Raw genomic sequence first — 25,867 nt, forward strand, 5'->3', positions numbered from 1 at the left:
CCTCTTTGCAAGGAAACAGATTCATGTCCTCTCGACAGCCCAAGCTCCTCGCCGGCGCGCTGGCCCTCACGCTCGCCCTGGTCACGGGGTGCGCGTCGGCCGCCTCCACCGAGAGCGCGGCCCCGGCGCAGACCCGCGTGTTCGCCGCCGACAACGGCGACGTCACCATCCCCGTCACGCCCAAGCGCGTCGTCGCGACCGGGTACGCGGTGCCGGTGCTCATCGAGGCCGGCGCGCCACTGGTCGGCATCTCCAGTTGGAAGCGCGGGCTGGCGATGATGACCCCCGAGGATCTCAAGACGTACGAATCGCTGGAGAAGATCGCGGGCGAGACCGCCGCCGAGACCAACTACGAGGCCGTCGCCCAGGCCAAGCCGGACCTCATCGTGATCGGCGTACCCAAGCCCGCCCTCGGCGACATCGACCTGGACCGCCTCAAGTCGATCGCGCCCGTCGTCGCCATCGGCCCGACCACCCCCGACGCGTGGCGCGACCTGTCCCGCCGCCAGTCCGACGCGGCGGGCCGGCTCGGCGACTTCGACACCGCCAAGAACGCGTACGACCAGAAGGCGGCCGCACTCAAGAAGAAGTACCAGGACGCGCTGAGCGGCATGAAGTTCGGCCATGTGGGCGCCTACGGCGACGTCGCGGAGGGAACGTTCCAGCGGGAGTTCGGCGGGTCGTGGGGCACCAACATCGCCCAGGACCTCGGCGTCACCTACTACGGCGAGGTCAAGTCGAAGGGCGGCAACGCGCGCGACGTCAGCGAGTATCCGTCGATCGAGGAGCTGCCCCAGAGCTTCGGCGAGGCCGACGCCATCACCTACACCGTGGACCCCGACGGCACGGTCAGCGAGCAGGTGCAATACGTGCTCGACTCCAAGCTGTGGAAGAACCTGCCCGCCGTCAAGGCCGGCCAGGCTTACCCGCTGCGCTACACCGAGGCGGCGACGTACGGCTCGGCGCTCAAGACGCTGGACGCCATCGACCAGGCGCTCGCGCCGGTGCTCGACCGATGAGCTCCGACCGCGACGACCCGCGCGGGCGCATCGCCGCCCACCATCGGACGGGCACGAGGACGGCGCGGATCGGCTACCCGGTCGGCGTGCGCGAGGTCTCGATCCTGGCCCGGGCATACGTGACGCCACGCATGCTGCGGTTGACCCTCGGCGGCCCGGAGCTCGACGGCTTCCAAACCTACCAGGCCGACGACCACATCAAGATCGTGTTCCCGGACACGGACGGCACCCACCGGCCCCCGGTGCCGAACGACGGCCAGACGCTCGACTGGCCCCGGCCGCTGCCCCGCAGCCGCAAGTACACCGTGCGCCGCTTCGACGCCGAGGCCCGCGAGCTCGACCTGGACTTCGTCCTGCACGACGGCGGGCTCGCCTCGACCTGGGCGGCCGCCGCCCAGGTGGGTGAGCGGGTGACGGTCGCCGGGCCGCCCGGCGCGAAGGCGTTTCCGCACACCTACGAGCACTATGTCTTCGCCGTGGACGCCACCGCGCTCCCGGCGGTCGCCCGCTGGCTGGAGGAGTCCCCGGCCGACGTGTCGGCGCAGGTCGTGATCCAGAGCGACGACGACGCCTACCCGCTCGCGTCCAGGGCCGGGGTGACGGTGACGTGGGTTGCCGACTCGCTCGCGGAGGCCGTACAAGCGCTGCCCGAAAGCCGGGGGTTCCTGTTCGCGGCCGGGGAGGCGGGGGACATCAAGCCGCTGCGGGCGTGGGCCAAGGGGCGGCTCGACTCGCTGTTCACCGGCTACTGGAAGCGCGGAGTTGCCGGACTTGACGACTGAGCTGCCCCGGCAGGTCGCGATCCTCGTGGCGGCGGCCGTCCTGCTCGTCGTGGTGGCGGGCGCCAGTGTGGGCGTCGGCGCGGGGGCGGTGGCGCCGGTGGAGATCTGGCGGGCCTTCGCCGACTTCGCCGGCACCGACGAGCACCTGATCGTGCGGGAGATCCGGGTGCCCAGGACGATCCTCGGCATCTGCGTGGGCGCGGCGCTCGGCGCATCCGGGACGCTGATCCAGACGCTGACCCGGAATCCGCTGGCCGAGCCGGGCATTCTGGGCGTGACCTCCGGAGCGGGGTTCGCGATCACGATGGGGGCTGTCCTCGGGCTCGCCGGGTCGCAGCCCGCCCAGTTGCTGCTAGCGGCCGGGGGGTCGGTGGTGGCCGCGGTCGTGGTCTACACCGTGGGGCGGACCTCGCCGCTGCGGCTGGTCCTGGCCGGGGTCGCGCTCAGCGCCGTGCTCGCCGGGGTGTCGCTCGGGCTCCGGCTGATACTGCCGGACGTGTTCGACCGGTTCCGGTTCTGGTCCGTGGGGTCGCTGGCCGGGCGGGAGCGGGCGTCGCTGCTGCTTCCGCTGCTGGTCATCGCCGCCGCGCTGGTCGTGACCATGCTGGTGACCCGGCCGCTGAACGCGATGGTGCTCGGCGAGCAGGTGGCGCACACGCTCGGCGGTCACACTGTACGGACCCGGCTGGTGGTGCTGGCGACCGTCACCGTGCTCGCCGGGGCCGCCACCGCCGTGGCCGGGCCGATCGCCTTCGTCGGACTGATGGTGCCGCACTTGGCCCGCCGCCTGGCTCGCGGATCGATTCCGTGGCTGATGGCGTACACGATGGTGCTCGGACCTGTCCTGCTGCTGGTGTCCGACATCGTGGCGCGGGTGCTGCTGCCGACCGGGGAGGTGCCGGTGGCCGTCGTCACCGCGTTCCTCGGCGGCCCGGTGCTCATCTGGGTCGTCCGGCGGCACGGGGCGGTCGGGCTGTGAAGGCGATCGTGGTGCGGGCCGGGGGCTGCTCTGCCCGGGTCGAGCGGCGGACGGTGCTGATGTCGGCCGGGCTGGTCCTCGCCGGGCTGCTTCTCGCGCTGGTCGGGCTCTGTCACGGGGCGTCCTGGGCCACGCCGGCCGAGGTCCTCTCGGCGCTGGCCGGTCAGGGGGACTCGGTCGTGGTGATCCGCGACTGGCGGCTGCCCCGGGTCAGCGCCGCGCTGATCTTCGGCGCCTCGCTCGGGCTCGCCGGGGCGATCTTCCAGAACGTCACCCGCAACGCCCTCGGCAGCCCCGACGTCATCGGACTCGACGCCGGCGCCTACACCGGCGCGCTCGTCGCCATCACCGTGCTGAGCGGCACGTCCGTGCAGCTCGCGGTGGGCTCGGTGGCGGGCGGCCTCCTGGCCGCGGCCGTCATCTACGTCCTGTCCCTCAAGGCGGGCATCAGCGGCATGCGGCTGGTCGTCATCGGGATCGCGGTGAACGCCATCCTCATGGCGGTCAACTCCTGGATCGAGCTCCGCGCCGAACTGGAGGTGGCCATCGCCGCGAGCGGGTGGAGCGCCGGCTCGCTGAACGGCGTCGACTGGGACGAGGTACGGCTGCCGTTCCTCATCATCGGCGGCCTCATGCTCGCCCTACTCGGGCTGTCGCACGCCATGCACCAGGCCGCGCTCGGCGACGAGCTCGCCACCACCTCCGGCGTCAGCCTGAACCGGCTCCGGCCGCTGATCGTCCTCGTCGGCGTCGGCTGCACCGCGACCGTGACCGCGGTCGCCGGGCCGATCGTGTTCATCGCGCTCGCCGCGCCCCAGATCGGGCGCCGGCTCGCGGGCGCCGCCGGCGTGCCGCTGCTGCCCGCCGCGCTGACCGGCGCGGTGCTGTTGCTGGCCGCCGACCTCGTCGCCCAGTTGCTCCTCGCCCCCGTCGCGCTGCCCGTCGGCGTGGTGACGACCGCGATCGGCGGCTGCTACCTCATCTGGCTGCTCGCCAAGGAAGTGAGACGACCATGACCTCGCGCCTGGCCGCCCAGGACATCACCCTCGCGTACGGCGACCGGATCGTGTCCTCCCACGTCTCCCTGGACATCATGGACGGCGCGTTCACCGCCATCGTCGGACCGAACGCCTGCGGAAAATCCACCCTTTTGAAGGCTTTCGTACGGCTCCTCACGCCCACAGCGGGGACCGTGACCTTCGACGGGCGCGACGTCAGCGCGTACAAGCCGAAAGCCCTCGCGCGGGAGGTCGGCTTCCTGCCCCAAGGGCTCGTCGCCCCGGAGGGCATCGCCGTCAGACGGCTCGTCGCCCGCGGCCGGTACCCGCACCAGTCGCCGCTGTCCACCTGGTCGGCCGCCGACGAACGGGCCGTGACCGAGGCCATGGCGGCGGCCGGCGTCTCGGACCTGGCCGGGCGGCCGGTGGAGGAGCTGTCCGGCGGGCAACGACAGCGGGTGTGGGTCGCCATGGTGCTCGCCCAGGAGACGCGCTACCTGCTGCTGGACGAGCCGACGACCTTCCTCGACATCACCCACCAGTACGAACTGCTCCGGCTGTTCGCCCGGCTGCGGGACGAGGGGCGTACGGTCATCGCGGTGCTGCACGACATCAACCAGGCCTGCCGCTTCGCCGACCACCTGGTGGCCATGCGCGACGGCCACATCGTCGCCCAGGGGGCACCGGCCGACATCGTGGACGCGGCGCTCATGCGCAAGGTCTTCGACCTGCCGAGCATCGTCGTCCCAGACCCGGCGGCCGGCACCCCGCTGGTGGTCCCGACTCCCTGACCGGCAGGTGCCGTTCTGGACCATCCCTCGCGCCTGAGCGCCCTGAGCGCCTGAGACCTGGACACATCGAAACCGTCAGGGTCGCTCACCGCCCGGCTGTCCGAGGGCGATCACACCCTGCCGTTACGGTAAGTGGTGGATAAATTACTTAGCGTGCATGCTGGGTGACGTCCCGTGGTCAGCGGGACGAAGGATGCCGACAGGTGCCCTTCCCGGGGCCCAGAAGTCGCCGGACCGCACGCGGGCCTGCCAGGCACGATTCCTCCCAAGGAGCCCAGTGAAGAGATTCCTTCTCGTCCCCGCCATGACAGCCGCGATCATCGCGATCACCGCCGGCGCGGCCTACGCCTCGCAGTACATCGCCTACGAAGGCCGCGGCTTCACCGGCCGGTCCGTCGTCATCGACGCGTGCGGCGTGTCCAACATCCCGTTCAACGGGTCCTACAAGTGGTACGGCGACGGCCAGTCCGGTCGCATGTACAACCAGCGCGACGCGAAGGGCGTGATGCACTTCGAGCTCGCCTCCAACAGGAACGCCGAGCAGCGGACCCCTGTCGGCTGGAAGAGCATCTTCATCGTGTGCTGACCCTGACACCCGTGTAAGACCGTGGGGGCGTCCGCCGAGCACCTGACTTGGCGGACGCCCCCACGCTGATAAGGGCACCCGAGGCGGTGGAGTACGGCAACGACAAGGAACCACTCGCGACCGTATTGCCAAGCGGTGCCTTCCTCTGGGAGGAAGGGACATGCCCGGATTCCCGCTTCTGCGATCGATCGTCATCATCCTGGTCGCGGGACTCTGCACCGCCGACCTCACCGGGTGCTCTCCCGCCGTCGAGGCGCCCGACCGGGCGCACCCGTCCAGTTCCCAGCCGGAGAAGAGCCCGGCATCGTCGAGCGTTCCGGCACCCACACCGACCGGCGAGGGCCACACCGACGTTCCGTCTGTGGCCTTCGGCCGGTTGCGGGGCAGGCAGGTGGCCGTCACCGCGGGGGCTGAGGGGCGCGTCAGGATCTGGTGGCTGCCCGCACTGGAACCGGCCGCGGACCCGCTGCCCGGCAACCGCGCCGCCGTCGTCGAGTTGGACGGCCGATCCGCGGTGTTCGCCGCCGACAGGCTTGGCGGTCGCCTGTGGGATCTGGACACCCGCCGGGAGCTGCTCCACGTTCCGGCGCCCGTCTCCGCGTTCGCCTTCGGGAGGCTGCGCGGTTCGCCCGTGCTGTTCACCGGCGACCGCCGGGGCCGTGTCAAGATCTGGGACCTGACCTCGGGCACGCTCGCAGGAAGTCTGAACACCGGCACGGACCTGAGGATCACCGCACTGGCGTCAGCACAGGCGGGTTCCCGGCCGATCCTCGTCGTCGCCATCGGCAATCATGGGGACGATTCCGGTCATGCCCAGTTTTGGGATCTCGCCACCCGCCGCAGGACCGGCGCCGCCCTGCTCACCGGAGGGGAAGCCGAGAGCTTCGATCAGCTCCAGATCACGCCCCTCGATGGACGGCCCATCCTCGCCGCCGGCTCCATGTACGGCCTGAAACGCTGGGATCTCGAAAGCCGATATGGGCTCGGCCCGTCCATCGAGAACCGGCAGGAGGACGGCCGGCTCTTCGCCTTCCCCTCGTTCACCATGGCCTTCGACGGCCGGCGACCAGTCCTGGTCACGGGTCAGTTCAGCGGGGCTCCGCTCCAACTACGGGATCCCATCAACGGTTCGGTCCTCGCGGAACTGGCCGTCCAGCACCAGGGAGCGGTGACCGCGCTCGCGGCCGGGACGCTGGACGGCGACCAGATGCTGCTCAGCGGCGGCGACGACGGCGCGGTCCGGCTGTGGAACCTGCGAACCCGCAAGCAGATCGGCGGCCCGACACCGTCCGGTCCCTCATGACGCTGTACGGCTCCACGTACCGCGGACGGCATATCTTATTTATCGGACTATTTCGGCGATCGCGAGTTGCGGATCGCCAGGCGGCCGTAGGTGAGCTCCCCGGTGACGTGGACGTGCAGCTTGCCGGGACGGGCGTAGGTGGCTGCCTTGCAGGTCACGCTGCCCCATTCGGTGCGCACCCCGTCGCAGTTCGCGCTCGCGCCGGCGGGCAGGATGATCGTGGCGGGGCCGTAGGTGAGCTGGAGCTCGATGTTCACCCGGGAATGCCGGATGAGGGCGCGGGACAGGTCGAGGCGGACCTTGCCGTATTCGGACTCGATCCGGAGCTGGCGGGGGACCTGCCAGTCGCCTTCTCTCCTGATGCGTCCGTGTCTGTGCGCCAGGTGCACCATGTCGACCGTCAGGTCGGAGACCACCGCGAGCAGGTCGTCATGGGACTGCGCGGTGAGCGCGCGTTCGAGTCGCCGTTCCAGCTCGCCGGCCGTGAGGCGACCGTCGGCGAAGCCGTCCTGCAGGAGTTGGACGGACGTGTCGCGATCGTCGTCGGAGACCCGTGCGTGTGGTGCCACGTCCGGGTTCACTGGCTGACGGCTCTCTTGTACAGCCGCGTGGCCAGCGGCACGAACACGACCAGGAGCACGAGCGACCACAGGATCGACGCGGGCACCGCGTGCTGCAGCGGCCAGGCGCTGGGCACCGGCATGGCCGGGCTGGTGTTGCCGAACAGCTCGCGCGTGCCCTGGATGAGCGTGGAGAGAGGGCTCCATTCGGCGATCACCTTCAGCGGGCCGGGCAGGCGCGCACTGTCGACGAAGGCGTTGGACAGGAAGATCAGCGGAAGGGACACGATGGTGGCCACATTGTTGAACATCTCGGGCGTGCGCAGGGCCAGCGCGACCGTCGCCGTCACCCAGGAGAAGGCGTACGCGAACAGCAGCAGCACCAGGAAGCCCAGGGCCGCTTCGAGCGGCGAGGTGTGGACGCGCCAGCCGACGAGCAGCCCGACGAGGGCCATGGTCGCGATGCTGGTCACGTTGATGATCAGGTCGCTGGCGGTCTGGCCGGTCAGCACCGCCGACGGTGACATCGGCAGGCTGCGGAACCGGTCGAAGATGCCCTTCTGCAGATCCAGGGTGAGGGTGTAGCCGGTGATCTGCGCGCTGGTGGTGATCGTCATGACGAAGATGCCGGGGAGCAGGTATTCCGCGTAGGACATGCCCGGCAGCTCGATCATGCTGCCGAAGACGTAGGTGAACAGCAGCACCAACACGATCGGCAGCAGGACCACGCCACCGAGCAGGTCAGGTGCTCGCTTGATCTTCAACGCGTTGCGCTTGGTGATCGTCATGCCGTCGGCGAGTGCCATCTGCAGGGTGTTCATCGCACGGTCTCCTTGATCTTCTCGTCAGCCTCGTGTCCCGTGAGGGTCAGGAACACGTCGTCCAGGGTCGGCCGGCGCAGTCCGGCATCGCGTACGGCGATCCCTTCGGCGATCAGGTGGCCGAGCGCCGTGGTCAGCGCGGTGGCGCCGCCGGTGACCGGGATCGCGACCCGCAGGGCGGGGGCGTCGACCTGCATGTCCCCGACGGCCAGCGGCGCCAGCGTCCGCCGGACGGCCGCCAGATCCGCCACGCTCGTCACCGACAGCTCGATCCGGTCGCCGCCCACCTGGTCCTTGAGCTCGTCGGCGGTGCCGAGCGCGATCACGTGGCCGTGGTCGACCACCCCGATGCGGTCGGCGAGCCGGTCGGCCTCCTCCATGTACTGGGTGGTGAGCAGCACCGTCGTGCCCGTCGCGACGAGCTCGGAGATGACGTCCCACAGGCTCGCCCGGGCCCGTGGGTCGAGACCGGTCGTGGGCTCGTCGAGGAACAGCACCGGCGGGCTGACGACCAGCGCACCGGCCAGGTCGAGGCGGCGGCGCATGCCTCCCGAGTAGCCCTGCACCGGGCGGTCGCCCGCCTCCGTCAGGTCGAAGCGCTCCAGCAGCTCGCGGGCGCGCTGCTTGGCGCGCTTGACGCCCAGGTGGTAGAGGCGGCCGACCATCTCCAGGTTCTCGGCGCCGGTGAGGTGGTCGTCGACGGCGGCGTACTGGCCGGACGCCCCGATGTGGGCGCGCAGCCGGCGCGCGTCGCGGACGACGTCGAGGCCGGCCACCTTGGCGTACCCGGCGTCGGGTTTCAGCAGTGTGGTCAGGATGCGCACGGTGGTCGTCTTGCCGGCTCCGTTGGGGCCGAGGAGCCCGAACACCGTCCCTTCGGGGACGGTCAGCTCCATCCCGTCGAGGGCCACCACGTCGCCGTACTTCTTGACCAGGCCCTCGGCCACGATCGCGTCTGGCATGGGAATCTCCTTCGGTTGTCAGGAACGATGGATGACGATGTCGCCGTAGGCGGTCTGCGCCCGCACCTCGACGACCTGTTCGGCCCGGCCGGGCTCGTCCGTGGGGTCCAGGGAGACGTCCACCGTGCCGTACTTCGAGCTCACGTCCAGCCACGCGGCGGAACCCTCCCGGATGCCGAGCTCCAGCCCGCCGCCGGTGGTCTCCATCACGACCGAGCCGGACACCACCTCACCGATCCGGACGCTGCCGTACGAGGTCTTGGCGACGACGCCGGCCAGGGCGCGATCGACGGTGCTGTCGCCGTGGGCGGAGTGCAGGCGCAGCTCGCCGGTCACCTCGCGCAGGCGGATCTCGCCGTGCGAGGTCTTGACCACCGCCGTGCCGTCGATCTCGCCGATGCGGATGTCGCCGTGGGTCGTGCTGATCTCGGCATGCCCGGTCGAGCGGGTCACCGAGATGGCGCCATGGGTGGAGCTCAGCCGCAACCGGCGGGCCTGCTCGACGTGGATGTCGCCGTAGGAGGTGGTGAAGCTCACCTCGCCGAGCGCGCCCCGGCAGCGGAGGCTCGCCGCCGCCTTGGCGTCGATGCGGGAGCCCGCCGGAAGACCGACCGTCACCTCGACCGAGCCTTCCCCGCCGAACAGCAGGGAACGCGCCCAGGTCGAGGGCGACTGCAGCAGCTTGTCGACGGAGAAGCCGGACAGCGGCAGGGCCAGGTCCGGGTCCGCCCGGACCAGGAGCCTGCCGTCGGCGTATTCAACCTCGATGTGCTCGGCGGCTCGCACGTCGGCGTCGCTGTGCTCGTCGCTCGGGCGGACCTCGACGACGGTGTCGGCGCGGTCGCTCGCGTTGATCCGGACCTGGGCGATCGCCACGTCGATGATGGCGAGAATCGGTTCTGGGCTGTCGAAGGTCGGCATTGCGGTCCCCTTCTTACGAGTTGGCGTGGCCATCAGCGCACCCAGCCGCTGTAGCGATTACCGCTCTGCTGGGTCGGACGCCGGGTGGTGCGGCGGCCGGGGTCGCCCGGGTCGAGCGCGGCGGAGACGGCGCGGACCAGCCAGGCGTTGACCGACAGCCCGTCCCGGGCGGCCGCCTCCTCGATGCGCGGCTTGAGGTGCTCGGGGACCCGGAGCGAGATCCGGGAGGTCCCGCCCTCCTCGGCGTCCACGGGTGGTGGCGGGGCGGGCGGCCGCTCGAACCGCTCGATCTCGCCCTCCTCGTCGTACGGCCGGTCGGCTCGTGGCGTCACGACGAAGCTGGGGTCGCGTCCACGCAGGCGCACCTCGACCGAGCCGGGTGCGAGCTCCTGGGTGATCTCGTCCGCGGCGGCGGACAGGGCCTCGAGCAGGGCTAGCCGGGTGGCCGACTCGAGCGTCGCGGCAAGACGTTCGGCCAGTGCGCGAGCTTCCTCGCCGCCCGCTCCGGCGGCGATGGCGAGCTCGCGGCGCAGGTGATCGACATACGGCGAAAGGTCCATGACGCCACTATGACATCATCATGGCGTCACAGCAAGGCGCCCACTGACGTCATCCTGAATGGGCTGACGTCACTGAGCCGCCGCTCCATCGCGTCGGGGATCGTCCACCTGCCGCCGAACCTGTCCGTACCAAGGCAGAAGCCGGTCGCGACCAGCGTGGTCGCGACCGGCTTCGGGTTTGGGCCGTCCCTCGGGGTCAGTCGCCGACGGCGACGAAGCCCGAGCCGGGGCGGTAATGCGGCGACTGGTGCCGGAAATAGGTGTTGTAGACCTGGCAGTAGCGGCCGCCCTTGGCCAGCAGGGTCGCGTGGTCGCCCTCCTCCACGATCTGGCCGTGGTCCAGCACGATGATCCGGTCGACGTGCTCGATGGTGGACAGGCGGTGCGCGATGACGATCGAGGTCCGGCCGGCCAGCACCACGTCGAGGCCCTCCTGGATCTGCGCCTCGGTCAGCGGGTCGACGCTCGCCGTGGCCTCGTCCAGGACCACGATCGCCGGGTCCTGGATGAGCAGCCGGGCCAGCGCGACGAGCTGCCGCTGCCCCATGGACAGCGCCCGGCCGTGCTCGCCCACGTCGGTCTCCAGGCCGTGCGGCAGGGCGTCGATCCAGTCGCCGCCGCCGACCGCCGCCGCCGCGGCGAGCACCTCGGCGTCGCTCGCGTCGGGCCGCGGGTAGCGGATGTTGTCGGCCACGGTGCCGCTGAACAGGAACGGAGCCTGCGGGACCGCGCCGATCTGCTTGCGGTAGCCGCCCAGCTCCAAGGTGCGGATGTCGCGCCCGTCGATCAGCAGCCGGCCGTCCTGGAACTCGTAGAAGCGGGTGATCAGCTTGCTGAGCGTCGACTTGCCCGCGCCGGTGTGGCCGACCAGCGCCACCGTCTCACCGGCCTCGATGAGCAGGCGGAAATTGCGCAGCACGGGGTTGGCCGGGTCGTAGCCGAAGGTGACGTTCTCGAACTCGATCTGGCCCGCCAGCCTCCCCACCGGCTCGGCGGCGCTCTGCACCACCCGGGGTGGGGCGTCGATCAGGGCGAAGACCCGCTCGGAGGCGGACAGCCCCTGCTGGAACTGCGACCAGAAGGCGGCGATGGACGTCAGCGGGAACCAGAAGAGGGCCACTCCCTGCAGGAACAGATACCAGTCACCCGCCGACAGCCCGCCGCCGAGCACGGTCGTGCCGCCGAGCTGGACGAGCGCGACCGTGCCGAGCCCGGCGACCAGGAACAGCACCGGGAAGATGGCGGAGAAGACGTAGCCCTGCCTGAGCGTCACCTGGTAGCTCTGCTGGTTGATGGGCCGGAACTCGTCGTAGACCTGCTGCTCCTGGCGGAAGTTCTTGGCCACGGCGATGCCGCCCATGGTCTCCTGCAGGTTGGCGTTGACCCGGCTGAGCGAGCGCTGCGCCTTGCGGGTGCTGCTGCGGGCCAGGCGCCGGAAGAGCAGTGCGATGGCGATCACGACGGGCACCATGAGCAGCGTCAGCAGGGCGAGCTCGACGCTGCGCAGGAACAGCAGGACGGTGACGAACCCCACCATCAGCACCTGGCTGATCAGGTCCATCGTCAGGGTGGACACGGTGGCGAAGTCGTCGGTGTCGGAGGTCACCCGGCTGACGATCCGGCCGGACGGCGTCTCGTCGTAGAACGACAGGTCCCGCTCCAGCACCGCGTCGAAGGCGTCCTCGCGCAGCCGCAGGACGACGTCGCCGGTGACCTTGGAGCTGTTGGACTGGCGTACGTAGTTGAACAGCCAGCCCAGCCCGCCGACGAGCAGCAGCCCGGCCGTGAGCTGCCCGCCCACGTCGGTGATCGTGCCGGCCTCGATGGCGTCCACGCCCCAGCTGATCAGCAGGGGCACGGCCGCCTGGCTCATCGACAGCAGCACGATCATGGCCGCCACCAGGAGCATGCGGCCGAGCTTGGGCCGGAAGTAGGACAGGATCCGGCGCAGCAGGTCACGGTCGTTGTAGGTGCGGTCGTAGTCCTCGGCGTCCAGGCCGTCCATGATGAAGCCCATCAGCGTGCCCCTTCCTGCTCGCCGGCCATGACCGCCGGGTCGGCGACCTCGTCGTAGTGGGCGAAGATGCGCCGGTAGAGCCCGCTGCGCTCGATCAGCTCGTCGTGGGTGCCGTAGTCGACCAGCTCGCCGCGCCTGAGCAGCAGGACCTTGTCCGCCCAGCGGATCTGGGAGAGCCGGTGGGTGATCAGGAGCGTGGTGCGGCCGTCGAGGATGCGGCCGATCGCCTGCTGGATCTTGTCCTCGGTGGCGGAGTCGATGGCGCTGGTGGAGTCGTCGAGCACGAGGATCGCCGGGTCGGTGAGCAGTGCCCGCGCGATGGCCAGCCGCTGCCGCTGGCCGCCCGAGAGGGTCACGCCGCGCTCGCCGATGACGGTGTCGTAGCCGTCGTCGAGCTCGGCGATGAACTCGGCGGCCTGGGCGTCCTCGGCCGCCCGGATCACGTCCTCGCGATCGGCGCGCTGCCCGAGGCTGAAGGCGATGTTCTCGGCCACGGAGCGGGAGAAGAGCACGATGTCCTGCTCGATGGTGGAGATCTGGGAGCGCAGCGAGTCGAGCTCCCAGTCGCGCACGTCCACCCCGTCGACGAGGATCCGGCCGGAGGTGACGTCGTAGATGCGCGGCACCAGCTTGCTGAGCGTGCTCTTGCCGGAGCCGGTCTCGCCGACGATCGCCACCGTCTCACCCGGCCGCACGGTGAACGACACCCCGCGCAGCACCGGATCCCCCTCCCCGTAGCCGAACGTCACATCGTCGAAGACGATCTCTCCGGTCATCGGGGCGGTGTGGCCGTCGGCGCGCTGCTCCAGCTCGGTCTCGGCGTTGATGACGTCCAGGATCCTGCGCGAGGACACGATGCCGAGCTGGACCAGCGAGAAGGTGAAGATGGAGATCTGGGTGGGGAAGCCGAGCATGCTCATCAGCCCCATGAACGCCACCAGCTCACCGATGGTGATCGCGCCCGCGCCGTGCAGGTAGAGGGCGTGCCACAGCGCCCCGGCCATCGCGACGGCGAACAGCAGCGTGGGCAGGTAGCGGGCCTGGACCAGGCCGTTGTGCACGAACGAGTCGCGGTAGCGGCGGGCCCGGGTGCGGAACAGGCCCCGCTCCTGCCCTTCCTGCGCGGTCACCTTGATGACCTCGATGCCGCGCACGGCCTGGCTCAGCCCCGCGTTGAGGTCGCCGAACTCCTCGCGCATGCGGGTCGCCACCGGGTTGAGCTGCCGCATGTAGTGCCAGAGCGCGAAGACGAACAGGACCGCGAAGGTGCCGGGCACCAGCAGCAGCCGCGGGTCGATCGTGGCGATGAAGAAGAGCGGCACCAGGCCGGTGAGTCCGGAGTCGACGATCAGGTCGACCCCAGGAGTGATCATGATGGACAGCTGGCGGATGTCGTTGGCCGCGCGGGCCATCAGATCGCCCACCCGCTGCCGGTTGTGGTAGGTCTGGCTCTTGCTGAGCAGGCTCACGTAGAGCTCGTCGCGGGCGTCCCGCTCCAGCCGCTTGGCCAGGACCTCACCGGACAGCCGAGCGACGAGGTCGAACAGGCCACGGGCCAGCACGATCGCCAGCAGGGCCAGCGAGATCAGGCCCAGTGCGGCCATCGGCTCGCCCCGCGCGCCCAGCACGGCGTCGAACGCCTGGCCGGTCAGCTGGGGGACCATGGCGTTGAGCACCACCATGATCAGCGAGCCGCCGAGGAACCCGGTCATGGCCGGCCAGTGGCGGCGCAGATGTGACCAGAGCCATCGCACCGGACCACGCCGGTCGTACGACCGGCCGACGACGGAGAACTCCGAAGTGCTGCTGGACACGGCAAGGCCCCCTGGCCATGGATGGGTGGGCATCGAACCTGTTTTCTATCACCGGGGTCCGACAGTTTCCCAACGCTTTTCCGGTGGCCGGATGGGCACGACAAAGGTCACAGACTAGCCCGAACGCGGACATAGTACGCGAGTCCAGTTGCCAGCACGATCACGCCGGCCATCAGCGGCACCCAGCCTGACGTACGGGGTCGTCCCGCGATCCAGCGGCACGTTGTTTGAACCCGGCCGGTCACTTGTTCATACTCCGAGAGACACCCCGTACAGGAAGGACTCCTCATGCTGTACGTCTTCGGCTTCGAGCGCATCGGCGTGGCCGTGAGCGACATCTACTTCCGCGACCCGAATCCGAACAAAGGCCAAGAGGGCGCCGAACGGGGGGTTCGTCTCGAAGTACGGGAACTCGCCCAGGGAGAGTTGAAAGGCACCGTCTACTCGGCCCGCCCGATCCACGTCGACCGGCCGATCTGGCGGGTGGACCTGCTGGAGTCCGTCGACGGACGGCCCGGCAGCTTCGACCGGACCCATCATCACCCGGTCTTCACCGGCTGGGACCCGGGCCCCCGCGTGTTCGCCCGGGAGCTGTCCAGTGATCCCCTCAAGTGGCTCGAAGGCCGGCTGTCCGACCTGGACGGCGTGCTCGAACAGGCGGGCACCGGCCACGACGCCGCCGAGGACGCCGACGCGCTGCGCGCCAGCGCCCCCGAGATCATCGACTGCGTCGAACGCCTGCTCGCCAAGGTCAGGGCGGGCGAGCTCGGCAGGGCCCCGGACGACGGGACGGCCCTCGCCGTCAGGGCCAGCTGGCTCTGACGCTGCCGAGCCGGCCGGACGATGATCAACGCTGCCAGGCCGGCGGACGATGATCAACGCTGCCGGGCCGGGCGGACGATGATCTCGCTGACGTCCACGTCGGCCGGCTGCCCGATCGCGTACGAGATCGCCTGGGCGATGGCCTCGGGCGCGATGGTGTCCGCCCGGAACACGCGCATCAGATCCTGCGCGCCCGGCTCGGTGATGGTGTCGGCGAGCTCGGACTCGACGACCCCCGGCGAGATGGTGGTGACCCGGATGCTCGGGTCGGACTCCTGCCGCAGCCCCTCGGTGATCGCCCAGGCGGCGTACTTCGTGGCGCAGTAGACGGCGGCGGTCGGCGACACCTGGTGGGCGCCGACGGAGGCGACGGTCACGAAGTGCCCGCCTCCCTGTCGCTGGAAGATCGGCAGCCCCGCGGCGATGCCGTGCAGCAGGCCGCGGACGTTCACGTCGATCATCCGGTCCCACTCCTCGACCAGCAGCGAGTCCAGCCGCGACAGCGGCATCACGCCGGCGTTGTTGACGATCACGTCGACCCGGCCGTGCCGCCGCACCGCGCCCTCGGCGAACGCGACCACCTCCGCGCCGTCGGTGACGTCCAGGCGCTGCGCGTCGACGCTGCCGCCCGCGTGCCTGATCTCCTCCGCCAGCTCTTTCAGACGGTCCTCACGGCGCGCGCCGATGACCACATGGTGGCCCTCACGGGCCAGCCCCAGCGCGACGCCCCGGCCGATGCCACTGCTGGCGCCGGTGATCAGAATGACCTTGGAGTTACTCATGTACGTCTCTCGTTTCGTGTTTTTCGGGCACGCGGCATCGACCCACGTGCTCGGCGGGAATCGGGTAAGGCGGTTAACGGGCACGGCGGTTAACGGGCACGGCGCCCTGGTACGGCGGTTATCGGATACCGCGGGAATCGGGTACGGCGGTTATTCGGCGGCCGACCGCCGCGTGGCGGCAGGACGCTCGGCCTCGGCCTCGGCCGTGAGGCTGCCCAGCAGGGCGAGGGCCTGCTCGGACGGGCTGCCCGGCTCGGCCTGATAGACGACCAGTTGCTGGCCGGGGGCGCTGTTGACGGTCAGCGACTCGTAGTGCAGCGTCAGCTCACCGACCAGGCGGTGGTGGAAGCGCTTGGTCTCGTGCGTCTTCTGGCGGACGTCGTGCCGCGCCCACAGCCGCCGGAAGCTCTCGCTCTTCAGCGACAGCTCGCCGACCACCTCGACCAGCGCCGGATCGTCGACGTCCGCCCCGGCCCGCAGCCCGGCGACGGTGTTGGCCGCCACCCGGTCCCAGTCCGGGTAGAACTCCCGTGCGTCCGGATCCAGGAACACCAGCCGTACGAGGTCCCCGCTGTAGGTGTGACCGGCGAACAGCGCGCCGCCCAGCGCGTTGTGCGCCAGGATGGTCAGGCGGCGGCCCATGACGACGGCCGGGGTGTGGGACCAGCCCGCCATCATGCGCAGCAGGTTCGGGCTCACCCTCTCCTGCCGTGGAGCCCTGCGCCGGCGGACGACCGGACTCGCGAGCTGGTGCAGGTGCGCGACCGCGTCGTCGGCCAGCCCGAGCGCGCGGGCCAGCGCGTCGACCACCTGCGCCGACGGGTGCCGCTCGCGGCCCTGCTCCAGGCGTACGTAGTAGTCGGCGCTGACCCCAGCCAGCATCGCCACCTCTTCCCTGCGCAGTCCCGCCACCCGTCGCCGGGTGCCGGGCGGCAGGTCCACGTCCTCGGGGCTGATGAGCGCCCGGCGGGCTCTCAGAAACTGGCCGAGCAGGTTGTCCCTGTCCATGTCCTCCAGGTTAGGTGGGGTCCGGAGCCGGGGGGAGCTCGTAAGGGGGGCAGGTCACTCCTACGATGACCGCTCCCTCGTAGGCCGCTCCATCGAGGACCTCTCCGTCGTGGACCTCTCCGTCGCCGCGGATCGGTGACCTCTGTCCCAAGCGGCTCCCGTCCCGATGCCAGTCCCGGTGGATGACAGCGGCAGCATGACCTCCACCTGCGTCCCCGCGTCCGGCAGACCGCTGACGACGCAGATGCCGCCCAGTTCGGCCGCTCGCTCGCGCATCGACCCCAGCCCGACCCCGACCCGGTGGCCCTTCGGCAGCCCCCGGCCGTCGTCGCGGACCGTCACCCGCAGCACCGACTCCTCCCGCCGCAGGACGACGGAGGCCGTACGCGCCTCGGCGTGCCGCCGTACGTTGGTCAGCGCCTCCTGCACGATCCGGTAGACGGCCACTTCGACGGCCGCCGGCAGCTCGGACAGGTCTCCGTCGACCTCCACCTCGATCGAGATCGCCGGCGAGGACTGCCCGGCGAGATCCCGTACGGCCCGCGCCAGGCCCAGGTCGTCAAGGGCGGGCGGGCGCAGGCCGTACACCAGCTCGCGAATGTCGCCGGCGACGGCGTCCATCCCCGAGCGCAGTTGCAGCAGCAGTGTGTCGGCCGAGTCCGGCGAGTCCTTCAGCCGGCTGCGGGCGATGTTGATGATCATCGCCATGCTGGACAGGCTCTGCCCCAGCCCGTCGTGCAGGTCGCGGCGCAGCCGCCGCCGCTCCTCCTCACGCGTGGTCAGGATGCGCTCCCTGGAACGTTGCAAGTCGGCCGCCATGCGTACCGCGTGCGCCACGTCCGCGACGTACGGCGTGACCGCGGCCAGCATCCGCTCGTTGTGCGCGGCGGGGAACCGGCGCGCGCCCGGCAGGCCCACGAGCAGGTGGCCCACCTGCTCGCCGTGCCAGACGAGCGGGACTCTGCGCTGCTCCTCCCCCACCTGCCCGTTCTCGACGTAGCGGGGCTCGCCGTCGATCACCACCACGGCGACGCCCTCGACCGCGAGTCCCTCGCGCAGTACGCCCACCACCGACGTCAGCGCCTTGGCCGGGTCGCCGCGCCGGATCGCCTCCGTCAGCCGCTCGGCGAGCAGCCCGGGATCGCCGACGTCGCCGTACAGCATCCGGTCGACGGCCCGCTGCAGCGCCCGCCGCAGCGGCTGGAAGAACGCCCCGGCGAACAGGGCTGCGGCCAGCCCGGCGACCTGGTCGTAGCCGGCGACGACCAGGCTCGACGCGGCGCCGATGCCGAAGTAGACGGCGCTGACGACGACCAGCAGCCCGGCGGTCACGAAGGTCCGGCTGATCACCGTGTCGATCCCGTACAGCCGGTAGCGCATGGCCGAGAAGGCGATCGCGATCGGGATGAGCCCGGCCCAGATGATCGCCGGCCAGGTCAGCTCGACCCGGAACGAGGCCACGATCAGGCAGATGATGTAGCCGGTGAACGCGAACAGCGGCCACCCGATCTGCCGCCGCACCACCGGGCTCGCGTACCGCAGCCGGGAGGCCAGGGAGATGGCCGCCAGCGCCATCGAGACGTAGATGACCGTCCAGGCGACCACGTCGATGGTGGAGAGGTACGGCGCGAGGGCGGGGACCTGCAGCGGGTTCGGGATGACGGCGGGGTACGGATAGGTCGCCAGCGGAGGATCCGGACGCAGGGCGTTGCGCAGCATCTCGGCCGCCAGCGCGGTGGCGCCGACGATCGGGACCACCCGCCAGCGCGGCGACGGCAGCCGGCCGTCGGGTGAGTACATCGGCAGCAGCAGCGTCAGCGTCACGCCGCACACCGCCCAGCCGACCATGTTCGGGAAGCGTAAGTAGCCGGCCAGCACGAGGTGGCCGTCCGCCGCGACCCGCATCATGTACGCCGCCATGACGTCGCTGACGCCGGCCGCCAGCCCGCCCACGCACATCAGCCAGGCCAGCTTCAGCCGGGGCCGGTAGTACAGGAGGAACGCGCCCACCGCCGGGAATGTCACCCCGACGGCCGACTGCGGAGTCACGGTCAGCCGCGGCATCCACTCCTCGGGCAGGCCGGCCCAGACCAGCACGGCCGTCACCTCGAGCGCCGGGGACACCACTGCCATCACCAGCGCGATACCGCTCATCCGGAGCTTCGGGGAGCTCTCGGCGGCGGCCACGCCTGATATCGTGGCACTACCGGCGATTTCGGCCATTGTGTCCCTGCCTCTCCAGTCCCGGAATACTCCCAGGAGCTGGACAGGATTATGACGCCTTTATGGTAATAAATCGCCTCCCCTCGCCGCCGTTGCGGCGAACCCCCGCCCCCGGGTCGGCACCGGGCCGGTGACAGACTCGAAACCATGCAGAAGACCTCACTGGACACCCTGGTCCGCGAACACCTCCAGCGCGCGACCGAGGCCTCGACCGGACGCAGCGCCGAGACGCTGCACGGCGGGCACGAGCACACCCTGCGCCAGACGCTCATCGCGCTGACGGCCGGTCAGTCCCTCACCGAGCACGAGAACCCCGGCGAGGCCACCCTCATGGTGCTGCACGGACGAGTACGCCTGCGCAGCGGCGGCACCTCGTGGGACGGGACGACCGGGGACTTCATCGTGATCCCGCAGGCCCGCCACAGCCTGGAGGCCCTGGAAGACTCCGCCGCCCTCCTCACCGTCGCCAAACTGCCCTGACCCATGGCGTGCCAGGAGTGCGGCACGCGATCGCGGGTTCAGCTCAGCCGGGCGTGCCCGTAGGCGGTCATGGCGTCGCGCATGTACTCGGCCAGGCCCTCGGCGACCTGTTCGTAGTTTCCCCGGAACCGCTCCTCCTCCGCCTGCATCCGGGCCAGGTGGAGATACTGCGCCGCGGTCGGCGTCCAGGACTCACTCAGGTGCTGATAGTGGACGTCGAGCTCGGCGAAGACCTGCGGGGAGTCGGCGGGGGCGCCGGCGAGCATGTGCTCGGCCATCCGTATCATCCCTGCCGTTGCCTCGCGCTGCATCCGCTCCAGCTCCTGCGGAGTGCGGCCGGCCAGGAGCTCCTGCTGCCCGCTCTGCTGCCACTGCTCCGGCCACCGCTCGAGGGCGTCGGCCTCGTACCGTGCACCGTCGAATCCCTGGAACAGGTTTTCCGGTCTGCTGATCCTGGACATGGTCGTCTTCCCTTCGCTCTGCTGAAGTTCGGCGATGGTGCGCGCCACCATGCGGCTCACCTCGTCCAGCCGGTCACGCTCCGCCAGCAGGCGCTGGTGGTGCTCACGCAGCGCCGCGACGGGGTCGGTGTGCCGCTCGACGATCTTCTTGATCTCGGTCAGGCCGAGGCCCAGCTCACGCAGCACCAGGACCTGCTGCAAGCGCAGCAACTGGTCCTCCTCGTAGTAGCGGTAGCCGTTCCCGCCGACCCGTGCGGGAGGCAGCAGCCCGATCTCGTCGTAGTGGCGCAGCGTCCGAGACGTCACTCCCGACATCTGTGCCACCTGTGCGATCGACCATGCCATGACCGGCTCACCCGTCCCTTGTCCATCGCCGAGCCGGTGCTTTCCGGCTCATTCACGACCGTAGAAGTTGACGTGACGAGAAGGTCAAGAGTGCGGGGACTTTCGCGCGGGCGATGAGGTCCGCAGGGTGAGGTAAGGGGGCGTTCGTGCGCTAGGGCGTGCTTCCGGCGAACGCCTCGGCGACGGCCAGGCTGTCCTCGTAGATGTGGTGGCGGGTGACGAGACCGTCCTCGACCGTGAGGTGCATGGCGAAGCGGGCGCGGTAGGCGCGCCCGGTGGAGCGCGCGGTCTGCCGGATCTCGCCGAGCACGACGGCGTCGCCGCCGTCCACCAGGACGCGCTCCACCACGGTGTCCGCCTTTTCCGGGACATGGTGCTCGGCGATCAGGCGGAAGTGGTCGGCCGCCTCCGCGCCGGCGGCGCGATGACGGATCCACGGGGTCTCCGCGCGGCCGTGCTCCGGCTCCGGCCAGTCGAGCTTCCAGTCGACGCGCTCCGCGTACAGCTCGGCGATGCGCTCGGGGTCACCCTCGCCGATCCGGCGCAGCAGCTCTTGGACGACGTCGCGCGTGGACATGGTGTTCCTCCAGGGATGGGTCAGCGGATTGCCCACTGTGCCAGGAGCGGCCGACGCCGCGCGATTACCTCCCAGGTAAGGCGTTGACAAATTTATTTGTCGGTGAGAGAGTTCCGGGCATGGAGACGAAGCACAACACCCAGACGGTCACCTCCGCCGACGGCACCACGATCGCCTTCGAGCGCATCGGCCAGGGCCCGGCGCTCATCCTGGTCGACGGCGCCATGTGCCACCGGGCCTCGGGCCCCGCCAGGCCGCTGGCCCAGGAGCTGGCCGACAGCTTCACCGTCTACACCTACGACCGGCGCGGCCGGGGCGAGAGCGGCCACACCGCGTCGTACGCACCCGAGCACGAGCTCGAGGATCTCGCCGCGCTCATCGAGGAGGCCGGCGCTCCGGTCCTGCTGTACGGGATCTCGTCGGGCGCCGCGCTGGCCCTGGCCGCGGTCCAGAGCGGGCTGGCCGTGAGCAGGCTGGCGGTCTACGAGCCACCGTTCATCGTCGACGACACCCGCCCGCCCATCCCCGCCGACTACACCGAGCGGATCCAGGAGTTCCTGGCCACGGGCCGGCCCGGAAAGGCGATCGGCTACTTCATGCGCAAGGGCGTCAACCTGCCCGGCGCGATGGTGGCCATGATGCGGTTCATGCCCGGCTGGTCCGGGATGAAGGAGGTGGCGCGCACGCTGCCGTACGACGCGGCCTTCGTCACCGACTTCGAGCGCGGCAGGCCGCTGCCCGAGGGGCAGTGGGACTCGATCAAGGTGCCCACGCTCGTGGCCGACGGCGCGAAGAGTCCCGCCTGGATCCGCAACGGCGCCACGGACCTGGCGCGGGTGCTGCCCAACGCCGAGCGCCGTACGCTCCCGGGGCAGACGCACATGGTCAAGCCGCAGGCGCTGGCCCCGGTCCTGAAGGGGTTCTTCCGATGATCTTCCATGCCACTGTGGAGCTGGCCGGCAAGACCATCACCGGGTTCGAGGTCCCGGCCGAGGTCGTGGCCGAGCTCGGCTCGGGCCGGCGTCCGGCCGTTCACGTCACCGTCAACGGATACACCTACCGCAGCACGGTGGCCGTCATGGGCGGCCGGTTCATGCTGCCGCTGAGCGCCACGAACCGCGCGGGGGCGGGCGTCGCCGCCGGGGACGAGGTCGAGGTCGGCCTGGAGCTCGACACCGAGCCCCGCCAGGTGAGCGTGCCGCCCGACCTGGCCGAGGCGCTCGATCGGGCGCCGGAGGCCAAGAAGTTCTTCGAGAGCCTGTCCTACTCCCGGCAGAGCCGGTGCGTACTACAGGTCGAGGGCGCCAAGAAGGCCGAGACCAGGCAGCGGCGCGTCGCCGACATCATCGCCCGGCTCGCGGGCGGCGAGGCGTGAGGCGCATCCTCGCTCCTGCGGGCGAGGCCGCTCACTCTTGGGAGTGAGGCCGAGGATCGCTCCTCGCGGCGATCCCCTTCGAGGCGAACAATCGCAGGATTAGGGGCATCAGCCGAATCGCTGGGACATCGACTCCGGACAGCCGGAATCGCGCCGCTCCGAGGTCATCGGAGGCCCCCAGCCCCGCCCCGAGGAGATCACGTCATGATCACCCGCCCTGCTTACCTTGCCGCCCCCGCGCTCGCCATGGTGTACGGAGTGCTCCGCGTCGTCGACGGGTTCGACGGCAGCAGAGGCCCCGGGCCCGCCTGGACGCTCGGACATCTCGCCTTCATGGGCGCTTTAGTGCTCTTCGCCGTGATATTTCGGGATATGTGGGTGATGCTGGGGCGCAACCGGGTCGCCACCGGCATTCTGGTGGCCGGACTCGCCGGGATCGCGTTCGCCTTCGTCCAGTTCGCGATCGACATCGTGGTCGGGTTCATGGCCGCCGACCACGAGGCCATGGGCCCGCTGTTCGACCAGGTGCAGGCCGTACCCGGCGTGCCGCTGCTGGTCTACCAGGCCGGGCCGATCCTCTTCTACCTCGCCCAGCTCGCCCTGGTCGTCCACCTCGCCGTGCGACGCCAGGTCAAGGTCTGGGTGCCGGTGCTCGTACTGGTCCAGATCCTGCTGCCGTTCGCGTCGCTGGACCTCATCCCCGTCGGCGCCGTCGTCGCGATGATCGCGTTCCTGCCGCTGGCGACGCGGCCACGGAAGACCGCCCTGGCTCATGCGTGATCATGCGGAAAGATGGGACATCGTGCCCGATCCCCCGCTCATCTCCGTACTCCGCCGGCGACTGCGCGCGGTCCCTCCCCTCCAGGCGGACGGGGCGCTCACCGCGCTGATCACGGTCGCGCAGCTCTGGCCGCTGCTGTCCAGCGAGAGCTGGACCGGCGTGCCGTACAGCTGGTGGGGCTACGCTGTCGCGGTCGCCTCGTCGCTGCCGCTGATCTGGCGCCGCCGCTTCCCCCTGCCCGTCCTGCTGCTGAGCCTGTCCATCAGCGCGATGTACGACCTGTCCGAGCAGGTGGCCGACCAGCCCGTGTGGTACGGCTCGCTGGTCGGTTTCTACACCGTCGCCGCCTACTCCACCTTCTGGACCAGAATCATCACCCTCATCCTGACCGCCGCCGGTATGACGGCGTTCGTCGGCTCGTCGGAGACGGCGTTGCGCAGCGCCGTGCTGCTCGTCGCCTCGTACGCCATCGGCAGGGCGGCGGCCACCAGCCGCGCCCACGCGGCGGCGCTGGAGGAGCGGGCCACGCGGCTGGAAAGGGAACGTCAGTTGGAAGCCGAACGCGCGGCCGAACGCGAGCGGGCCAGAATCGCCCGCGACATGCACGACATCCTCGCCCACGCGGTCAGCCTCATGGTCGTCCAGGCCGAAGCCGGGCCGGTGGCCGTCAGGAACGACCCCGAGCGGGCCGAGGCCGCCTTCGAGGCCATCGCCGGGGCAGGGCGCGACGCGATGGTCCAGCTCCGGCGCATGCTGGGCACTCCGAACGCGGACGGGGCACCGCGGGCCCCGCAGCCCACCGTCGAGGACCTGCCCGAGCTGGCGGCCCAGGTCGCGGAGACCGGCTTGAAGGTGGCCTTCCACACCGTGGGCGAGGCCCGCCCCGTGACTCCGGACTGCGCGGTCGCCGCCTACCGGATCACCCAGGAAGCGCTCACCAACATCGTCAAGCACGCCGGCGCGCGGCACGCGGACATCCGGCTCACCTGGGAGGACGACACGCTGATGATCGACATCACCGACGACGGGCAGGGCTCCGGCCTGGCGCTGCCGTCCAGCGGGCACGGGCTGATCGGCGTCCGCGAGCGCGCCGCCGCCTGCGGCGGCACCGCGACCGTCGGCCCCCGCCCGGACGCCCCCGGCTTCCAGGTCTCGGTACGCCTCCCGGCGGCTCGATCATGACCGGTACGGAGTCCGCCCCGGTCGTCCGCGTCGTGGTGGCCGACGATCAGGAGCTGGTCAGGGGCGGGTTCGCGATGATCCTGGACGCGCAGCCGGACATGGAGGTGGTGGCCGAGGCGGGCGACGGGCTGCAGGCGGTGGCGGCGGTCCGCGAGCACGCCCCTGACGTGCTGCTGCTCGACATCCGGATGCCCAGGATGGACGGCATCGAGGCGGCCCGGATCGTGTGCGCCGAGTCGGCGTGCCGGGTGCTCATGCTGACCACGTTCGACCTGGACGACTACGTGTACGACGCGCTGCGGGCTGGGGCCAGCGGGTTCCTGCTCAAGGACGTGCGCAGGGACGACCTGGTCAACGCCGTGCGGGTGGTCGCCGGGGGTGAGTCGCTGCTGGCTCCGACAGTCACGACGCGGCTGATCCACGAGTTCACGTCCAGGCCCGGGAAGCCCGCCGCCCAGGCGGCCGGGGCGCTGGCCGTACTGACAGCCAGGGAGCGCGAGACGCTGCAGCTGATCGCCCGCGGGCTGTCCAACGCGGAGATCGCCGCGACCCTGGTGGTCAGCGAGCACACCGTGAAGACGCACGTCAGCAACCTGCTCACCAAGCTCGGCCTGCGCGACCGGGTGCAGGCGGTGATCGCCGCCTATGAGTCCGGGCTGGCCGTGCCGGGGGCGTAAGGCGCGGTCCGGAGGGTAGGCCGGGGCCTATGACCGAGCGTATTGATGGGCGTATTGATGGGCGTATTGATGGGCGTATTGATGGGCGTGCCGTGGTGACCATGGCAGCCGAGGATCCGTGGGCCTAGCGTCATGGTCGAGCCGCAGCCGTGGATCGAGGGCTACCTCCGGGCATGGGAGTCCAACGACCCGGACGAGATCGCCGCCCTGTTCGCCGAGGACGCCGTCTACTACAACGAGCCGTACAGCATGCCCGCGCGCGGCCGGGACGAGATCATCGCGAACTGGCTCGCCCACCAGGACAAACCGAGGGAGACGACGTTCGAGTGGCATCCGGTGTGTCTCACCGACGAGGTGAGCGTCATCCAAGGCGTCACGACATATCCGGACAAAACGTATAGCAACCTCTGGGTCATCCGATTCCTTCCCGACGGCAGGTGCCGGGAATTCACCGAATGGTGGATGGAGCATGACGCAAGGTGATGCAATAGGCCGACCAACACCCGAGGAGGCCCTTTGAGAGACAACCTCGACCTCGCCGCGAACGCCCAGCAGCTCGCCGACGCCGCGCCGGCCGGATCGATCGACCGTGCCGCGGCGAAGTCCGTGGCGATCACACTCGCCACGACCCGCGACGCCACCCAGGCCAGGCAGACGCTCGACGGGCTGTCGCCCGCGGACGTCCGGCAGGCCGCCCTGGCCCTCTTCGATCGCCTCTCGGCAAGCTAACCCGCTCCGCCCCGCTCCCAGCGGCACCGCACGAGCGGTGCCGCCTGTTCGCGTTGCGCTCAGAACAGCCACCGACCTGTCGTGACGGGGGCGGTGCCGCCGTGCCGCGAGGGGCCGGGTGCCGCCGTCCTTGAAGAGGGAGCGGGTCTTTCGCGGGGCTGGGAAGGCCTCCGGCCTATAACCAGGGTTTGGAGATTTAGTACGTCCCCACAAGGTCCGGGCGGTCTAAGGGCTGCGTACTGTGGTAGGAGCAGTGCGGCAACGCATGCCAGCCGCTGCTACACACGGAGCGCCACTTTCGAACTTCCGCAA

At 70.4% G+C, this 25,867-nt stretch carries 28 protein-coding genes; 16 read left to right on the plus strand and 12 right to left on the minus strand.

The genetic code is table 11. The features are described from left to right. Positions 1-23 precede the first annotated feature (23 nt). From OHA68_RS08015 to OHA68_RS08045, 7 genes are all read left to right on the plus strand, one after another. Complete coding sequence (locus OHA68_RS08015) at positions 24-1,019, plus strand: ABC transporter substrate-binding protein (RefSeq protein WP_327107044.1); 996 nt, start codon at positions 24-26, stop codon at positions 1,017-1,019. After that, on the plus strand, positions 1,016-1,801 hold the full coding sequence (locus OHA68_RS08020) for a siderophore-interacting protein (protein WP_327107045.1): 786 nt from the start codon (positions 1,016-1,018) through the stop codon (positions 1,799-1,801). The genes OHA68_RS08015 and OHA68_RS08020 overlap by 4 nt, the downstream gene beginning before the upstream one ends. Beyond that, positions 1,791-2,780, plus strand: a complete 990-nt coding sequence (locus tag OHA68_RS08025; RefSeq protein WP_327107046.1) for a FecCD family ABC transporter permease — start codon at positions 1,791-1,793, stop codon at positions 2,778-2,780. The genes OHA68_RS08020 and OHA68_RS08025 overlap by 11 nt, the downstream gene beginning before the upstream one ends. Next, on the plus strand, positions 2,777-3,796 hold the full coding sequence (locus OHA68_RS08030; RefSeq protein ID WP_327107047.1) for a FecCD family ABC transporter permease: 1,020 nt from the start codon (positions 2,777-2,779) through the stop codon (positions 3,794-3,796). Before OHA68_RS08025 ends, OHA68_RS08030 begins: the two co-directional genes overlap by 4 nt. Continuing rightward, entirely contained in the window at positions 3,793-4,569 is a 777-nt protein-coding gene (locus tag OHA68_RS08035) for an ABC transporter ATP-binding protein (RefSeq protein ID WP_327107048.1), read from the plus strand. The genes OHA68_RS08030 and OHA68_RS08035 overlap by 4 nt, the downstream gene beginning before the upstream one ends. A 277-nt stretch (positions 4,570-4,846) precedes the next feature. Beyond that, positions 4,847-5,155 carry a MiAMP1 family antimicrobial peptide gene (locus OHA68_RS08040; protein ID WP_189144248.1) on the plus strand — a complete coding sequence of 103 codons (309 nt, stop codon included), beginning with the start codon at positions 4,847-4,849 and terminating at the stop codon, positions 5,153-5,155. 160 nt (positions 5,156-5,315) lie between these two features. Further along, on the plus strand, positions 5,316-6,458 hold the full coding sequence (locus tag OHA68_RS08045; protein ID WP_327107049.1) for a WD40 repeat domain-containing protein: 1,143 nt from the start codon (positions 5,316-5,318) through the stop codon (positions 6,456-6,458). Positions 6,459-6,505: 47 nt separating this feature from the next. Here OHA68_RS08045 and OHA68_RS08050 read toward each other — a convergent pair whose 3' ends face one another. The 7 genes from OHA68_RS08050 to OHA68_RS08080 form a co-directional block, all read right to left on the minus strand. Next, positions 6,506-7,027, minus strand: coding sequence for a DUF1707 SHOCT-like domain-containing protein (locus OHA68_RS08050; protein WP_327107050.1), 522 nt, complete (start codon positions 7,025-7,027; stop codon positions 6,506-6,508). A gap of 8 nt (positions 7,028-7,035) precedes the next feature. Next, complete coding sequence (locus OHA68_RS08055) at positions 7,036-7,839, minus strand: ABC transporter permease (RefSeq protein ID WP_327107051.1); 804 nt, start codon at positions 7,837-7,839, stop codon at positions 7,036-7,038. Continuing rightward, positions 7,836-8,801: an ATP-binding cassette domain-containing protein gene (locus OHA68_RS08060; protein ID WP_327107052.1), complete on the minus strand. Its 966-nt coding sequence runs from the start codon at positions 8,799-8,801 to the stop codon at positions 7,836-7,838. The genes OHA68_RS08055 and OHA68_RS08060 overlap by 4 nt, the downstream gene beginning before the upstream one ends. Before the next feature lie 18 nt (positions 8,802-8,819). Next, positions 8,820-9,722 (minus strand): DUF4097 family beta strand repeat-containing protein, encoded by a 903-nt coding sequence (locus OHA68_RS08065; protein ID WP_327107053.1) that lies wholly within the window; start codon positions 9,720-9,722, stop codon positions 8,820-8,822. A 32-nt stretch (positions 9,723-9,754) separates the two neighbouring features. Then, a complete protein-coding gene (locus OHA68_RS08070) occupies positions 9,755-10,282 on the minus strand; it encodes a hypothetical protein (RefSeq protein WP_327107054.1) in 528 nt (175 codons plus the stop codon). A 196-nt stretch (positions 10,283-10,478) separates the two neighbouring features. After that, positions 10,479-12,299, minus strand: coding sequence for an ABC transporter ATP-binding protein (locus tag OHA68_RS08075; RefSeq protein WP_327107055.1), 1,821 nt, complete (start codon positions 12,297-12,299; stop codon positions 10,479-10,481). After that, positions 12,299-14,113, minus strand: coding sequence for an ABC transporter ATP-binding protein (locus OHA68_RS08080; protein WP_327107056.1), 1,815 nt, complete (start codon positions 14,111-14,113; stop codon positions 12,299-12,301). The genes OHA68_RS08075 and OHA68_RS08080 overlap by 1 nt, the downstream gene beginning before the upstream one ends. 288 nt (positions 14,114-14,401) lie before the next feature. Between OHA68_RS08080 and OHA68_RS08085 the strand changes: the two genes are divergently transcribed. Then, the gene (locus tag OHA68_RS08085) at positions 14,402-14,935 is read left to right on the plus strand and encodes a hypothetical protein (RefSeq protein ID WP_327107057.1); all 534 of its coding nucleotides are present in this window, start codon (positions 14,402-14,404) and stop codon (positions 14,933-14,935) included. A gap of 53 nt (positions 14,936-14,988) precedes the next feature. Here OHA68_RS08085 and OHA68_RS08090 read toward each other — a convergent pair whose 3' ends face one another. The 3 genes from OHA68_RS08090 to OHA68_RS08100 all read right to left on the minus strand — a co-directional run bounded on the left by OHA68_RS08090 (position 14,989) and on the right by OHA68_RS08100 (position 18,912). Continuing rightward, positions 14,989-15,717, minus strand: coding sequence for an SDR family oxidoreductase (locus tag OHA68_RS08090; protein WP_327107058.1), 729 nt, complete (start codon positions 15,715-15,717; stop codon positions 14,989-14,991). 150 nt (positions 15,718-15,867) lie between these two features. Next, the gene (locus OHA68_RS08095) at positions 15,868-16,725 is read right to left on the minus strand and encodes a helix-turn-helix transcriptional regulator (RefSeq protein WP_327107059.1); all 858 of its coding nucleotides are present in this window, start codon (positions 16,723-16,725) and stop codon (positions 15,868-15,870) included. 60 nt (positions 16,726-16,785) lie between these two features. Beyond that, positions 16,786-18,912, minus strand: coding sequence for a sensor histidine kinase (locus OHA68_RS08100; protein WP_327107060.1), 2,127 nt, complete (start codon positions 18,910-18,912; stop codon positions 16,786-16,788). 183 nt (positions 18,913-19,095) lie between these two features. Here OHA68_RS08100 and OHA68_RS08105 point away from each other — a divergent pair, with 183 nt between their 5' ends. Then, positions 19,096-19,428, plus strand: a complete 333-nt coding sequence (locus OHA68_RS08105) for a cupin domain-containing protein (protein ID WP_327107061.1) — start codon at positions 19,096-19,098, stop codon at positions 19,426-19,428. A 38-nt stretch (positions 19,429-19,466) separates the two neighbouring features. Here OHA68_RS08105 and OHA68_RS08110 read toward each other — a convergent pair whose 3' ends face one another. Together OHA68_RS08110 and OHA68_RS08115 are read right to left on the minus strand one after the other, a co-directional pair. Next, positions 19,467-20,234 (minus strand): MerR family transcriptional regulator, encoded by a 768-nt coding sequence (locus OHA68_RS08110; RefSeq protein WP_327107062.1) that lies wholly within the window; start codon positions 20,232-20,234, stop codon positions 19,467-19,469. A gap of 151 nt (positions 20,235-20,385) precedes the next feature. Next, positions 20,386-20,811 (minus strand): nuclear transport factor 2 family protein, encoded by a 426-nt coding sequence (locus tag OHA68_RS08115; RefSeq protein WP_327107063.1) that lies wholly within the window; start codon positions 20,809-20,811, stop codon positions 20,386-20,388. A 119-nt stretch (positions 20,812-20,930) separates the two neighbouring features. Here OHA68_RS08115 and OHA68_RS08120 point away from each other — a divergent pair, with 119 nt between their 5' ends. The 7 genes from OHA68_RS08120 (at position 20,931) to OHA68_RS08150 (ending at position 25,555) form a co-directional block, all read left to right on the plus strand. Next, on the plus strand, positions 20,931-21,743 hold the full coding sequence (locus OHA68_RS08120) for an alpha/beta fold hydrolase (RefSeq protein WP_327107064.1): 813 nt from the start codon (positions 20,931-20,933) through the stop codon (positions 21,741-21,743). After that, the gene (locus OHA68_RS08125; RefSeq protein ID WP_327107065.1) at positions 21,740-22,186 is read left to right on the plus strand and encodes a YdeI/OmpD-associated family protein; all 447 of its coding nucleotides are present in this window, start codon (positions 21,740-21,742) and stop codon (positions 22,184-22,186) included. Before OHA68_RS08120 ends, OHA68_RS08125 begins: the two co-directional genes overlap by 4 nt. A 204-nt stretch (positions 22,187-22,390) precedes the next feature. Beyond that, the gene (locus OHA68_RS08130; RefSeq protein WP_189144231.1) at positions 22,391-22,966 is read left to right on the plus strand and encodes a hypothetical protein; all 576 of its coding nucleotides are present in this window, start codon (positions 22,391-22,393) and stop codon (positions 22,964-22,966) included. A gap of 22 nt (positions 22,967-22,988) precedes the next feature. Continuing rightward, positions 22,989-24,149, plus strand: a complete 1,161-nt coding sequence (locus OHA68_RS08135) for a sensor histidine kinase (protein WP_327107066.1) — start codon at positions 22,989-22,991, stop codon at positions 24,147-24,149. Beyond that, positions 24,146-24,826: a response regulator transcription factor gene (locus tag OHA68_RS08140; RefSeq protein WP_327107068.1), complete on the plus strand. Its 681-nt coding sequence runs from the start codon at positions 24,146-24,148 to the stop codon at positions 24,824-24,826. Before OHA68_RS08135 ends, OHA68_RS08140 begins: the two co-directional genes overlap by 4 nt. Positions 24,827-24,958: 132 nt before the next feature. Further along, entirely contained in the window at positions 24,959-25,309 is a 351-nt protein-coding gene (locus OHA68_RS08145; protein WP_189144228.1) for a nuclear transport factor 2 family protein, read from the plus strand. Between the two features lie 33 nt (positions 25,310-25,342). Further along, on the plus strand, positions 25,343-25,555 hold the full coding sequence (locus OHA68_RS08150) for a hypothetical protein (protein WP_189144227.1): 213 nt from the start codon (positions 25,343-25,345) through the stop codon (positions 25,553-25,555). The last annotated feature ends 312 nt before the right edge of the window (positions 25,556-25,867 follow it).

The sequence above is a fragment of the Nonomuraea glycinis genome (assembly GCF_035920485.1).
GTDB lineage: Bacteria > Actinomycetota > Actinomycetes > Streptosporangiales > Streptosporangiaceae > Nonomuraea > Nonomuraea glycinis.

Coding starts and splice junctions, on each gene's coding strand:
- OHA68_RS08015 (WP_327107044.1), top strand. CDS start 24: ATGTCCTCTCGACAGCCCAAGCTCCTCGCCGGCGCGCTGGCCCTCACG.
- OHA68_RS08020 (WP_327107045.1), top strand. CDS start 1,016: ATGAGCTCCGACCGCGACGACCCGCGCGGGCGCATCGCCGCCCACCAT.
- OHA68_RS08035 (WP_327107048.1), top strand. CDS start 3,793: ATGACCTCGCGCCTGGCCGCCCAGGACATCACCCTCGCGTACGGCGAC.
- OHA68_RS08045 (WP_327107049.1), top strand. CDS start 5,316: ATGCCCGGATTCCCGCTTCTGCGATCGATCGTCATCATCCTGGTCGCG.
- OHA68_RS08055 (WP_327107051.1), bottom strand. CDS start 7,839: ATGAACACCCTGCAGATGGCACTCGCCGACGGCATGACGATCACCAAG.
- OHA68_RS08060 (WP_327107052.1), bottom strand. CDS start 8,801: ATGCCAGACGCGATCGTGGCCGAGGGCCTGGTCAAGAAGTACGGCGAC.
- OHA68_RS08065 (WP_327107053.1), bottom strand. CDS start 9,722: ATGCCGACCTTCGACAGCCCAGAACCGATTCTCGCCATCATCGACGTG.
- OHA68_RS08070 (WP_327107054.1), bottom strand. CDS start 10,282: ATGGACCTTTCGCCGTATGTCGATCACCTGCGCCGCGAGCTCGCCATC.
- OHA68_RS08075 (WP_327107055.1), bottom strand. CDS start 12,299: ATGGGCTTCATCATGGACGGCCTGGACGCCGAGGACTACGACCGCACC.
- OHA68_RS08085 (WP_327107057.1), top strand. CDS start 14,402: ATGCTGTACGTCTTCGGCTTCGAGCGCATCGGCGTGGCCGTGAGCGAC.
- OHA68_RS08090 (WP_327107058.1), bottom strand. CDS start 15,717: ATGAGTAACTCCAAGGTCATTCTGATCACCGGCGCCAGCAGTGGCATC.
- OHA68_RS08095 (WP_327107059.1), bottom strand. CDS start 16,725: ATGGACAGGGACAACCTGCTCGGCCAGTTTCTGAGAGCCCGCCGGGCG.
- OHA68_RS08105 (WP_327107061.1), top strand. CDS start 19,096: ATGCAGAAGACCTCACTGGACACCCTGGTCCGCGAACACCTCCAGCGC.
- OHA68_RS08110 (WP_327107062.1), bottom strand. CDS start 20,234: ATGGCATGGTCGATCGCACAGGTGGCACAGATGTCGGGAGTGACGTCT.
- OHA68_RS08115 (WP_327107063.1), bottom strand. CDS start 20,811: ATGTCCACGCGCGACGTCGTCCAAGAGCTGCTGCGCCGGATCGGCGAG.
- OHA68_RS08120 (WP_327107064.1), top strand. CDS start 20,931: ATGGAGACGAAGCACAACACCCAGACGGTCACCTCCGCCGACGGCACC.
- OHA68_RS08125 (WP_327107065.1), top strand. CDS start 21,740: ATGATCTTCCATGCCACTGTGGAGCTGGCCGGCAAGACCATCACCGGG.
- OHA68_RS08130 (WP_189144231.1), top strand. CDS start 22,391: ATGATCACCCGCCCTGCTTACCTTGCCGCCCCCGCGCTCGCCATGGTG.
- OHA68_RS08140 (WP_327107068.1), top strand. CDS start 24,146: ATGACCGGTACGGAGTCCGCCCCGGTCGTCCGCGTCGTGGTGGCCGAC.
- OHA68_RS08145 (WP_189144228.1), top strand. CDS start 24,959: ATGGTCGAGCCGCAGCCGTGGATCGAGGGCTACCTCCGGGCATGGGAG.